General features: G+C 75.0%; 2 protein-coding genes. Both read right to left on the bottom strand.

Going from position 1 to position 1666, the window contains the following annotated elements; translation table 11 throughout:
• A partial coding sequence (locus tag H5J30_RS31715; protein ID WP_181791035.1) for an FAD-dependent oxidoreductase occupies positions 1-384 on the bottom strand: 384 nt, incomplete at its 3' end.
• Positions 385-613: 229 nt separating this feature from the next.
• Positions 614-1507 (bottom strand): TIGR01777 family oxidoreductase, encoded by an 894-nt coding sequence (locus H5J30_RS31710; protein ID WP_181791033.1) that lies wholly within the window; start codon positions 1505-1507, stop codon positions 614-616.
• Between the last annotated feature and the right edge of the window lie 159 nt (positions 1508-1666).

Raw genomic sequence — 1666 nt, 5'->3', positions numbered from 1 at the left:
GGCCCCCCGGGGCGCACGCGCCGCGCTGGCGAAGGCGCTCGCCGTCGTGAACGCGCCCCCCGTGCCCCTCGATCCGCCGATACGCTGCCGCCGCCCGCCCGCGCACACCACCACGTCTCCGTCGAGCGGGCAGAGCGGCACCTCCGCGAGCCCGGGCAGCCGACGCAGCTCCGGATACGAGGTGTTGAGCAGCTGCAGCGAGCGGTCCAGCCGGAAACCGTCGACGTGGTCGGTGGTCATCCGCCCGCCGACCTGCTCGTCCGCCTCCACCACGGTCACGTCGAGGCCCGCTCCGACCAGGTGCTGGGCCGCGGAGAGACCGGCGAGTCCGGCGCCTACGACGACGACGTCGACGGGGTCCGTGCTTCCTGCGGCGTGGGGCACGGGTGCCTCCCGGGGTTGTGCGTCCGCGGCCGAGCGCTCTCGAATGCCACTGGACGCCTGTGTGATGCCCAACTGGGCATGGCCGTATCCGCGTTCCGGCGTGGACGCGTTCCGTTGACGATAGGTCGGATGGTGACCCCGGCCAGGTGCGCACCACAAGGGCACGGACGCACACCCGGCGCAACCGGGCCCGGATCCAGCCCCGGTCAGCCCCGGATCCCGCCGGTCCTCACCCCCGCAGCGCCGCCCGCAGCGCCTCCTCGATCCCCGGGAACGCGAACGCGAACCCCGAGTCGAGCAGCTTGCGCGGCACCACCCGCTGGCTGCCGATCACGTCCTCCGCGAACCCGCCCAGCGCCACCCGCAGCGCCGCCGCCGGCACCGGGAACGGCGTCGGCCGGTGCAGCACGCGCCCCATCGCCGCCGTCACCTCGCGGTTCGTCAGCGGCTCGGGACCCGTGAGGTTTACCGGCCCGGTCAGCGACTCCGTGTCGACGAGGTGGCGCAGCGCGGCGATGTGGTCGTGCAGGGAGATGAAGCTCCAGTACTGCCGCCCGTTGCCGAGCCGTCCGCCCAGCCCTGCCCGGAAGATCGGGAACAGCCGCCCCCATGCCCCGCCCTTGCGGGAGACCACCAGGCCCGTACGGGCGTGGACGGTGCGGATCCCGGCCTCCTCCGCGGCGTTCGTCGCCGCCTCCCACTCCTGGCACAGGTCGGCGAGGAAGCCCCGTCCCGGCGGTGCGCTCTCGTCGGTGCGGCGGTCGCCGGTGTCGCCGTAGTAGCCGATGGCGCTGCCGCAGACGAGGACGGCCGGCGGCCGGTCGAGGGAGGCGACCGCGTCGGCGACGGCCGCGGTGCCGAGCACCCGGCTGTCGCGCAGCACCCGCTTGTAGCTCTCGGTCCAGCGCCGGTCGGCGATGCCGGCGCCGGCGAGGTGCACGACGGCGTCGCAGCCGTCGAGCCGCCCGGTGTCGACGTACCCCTTCTCCGGGTCCCACCGCACCTCGTCCGGCGCGCTCGCCTCCCGCCGCACCAGCCGCAGGACGTCGTGCCGGTCGGTCCGCAGCGAGCGGACGAGGGCGGAGCCGATGAGTCCGGAGGAGCCGGAGACCGCGATGCGCATGTGCCCATCCTGCCCTCATGTGCCCTGCCCCGGCAGCCCGTGTCACAGTGAGCCCATGAGTGACGTGCACGGCGGCGGGTCGGCCGGCCGCGGGGAGCTGCGCATTCGGCCCGCGAGCGCCGCCGACGGCGACGCGCTCCGCGACCTCGACGCCGTCAC

Origin of the sequence: Streptomyces phytophilus (assembly GCF_013870535.1) — a bacterium.
GTDB lineage: Bacteria > Actinomycetota > Actinomycetes > Streptomycetales > Streptomycetaceae > Streptomyces > Streptomyces phytophilus.
This window is presented reverse-complemented; position numbering and strand designations above follow the sequence as displayed.

Coding starts and splice junctions, on each gene's coding strand:
- H5J30_RS31710 (WP_181791033.1), bottom strand. CDS start 1,507: ATGCGCATCGCGGTCTCCGGCTCCTCCGGACTCATCGGCTCCGCCCTC.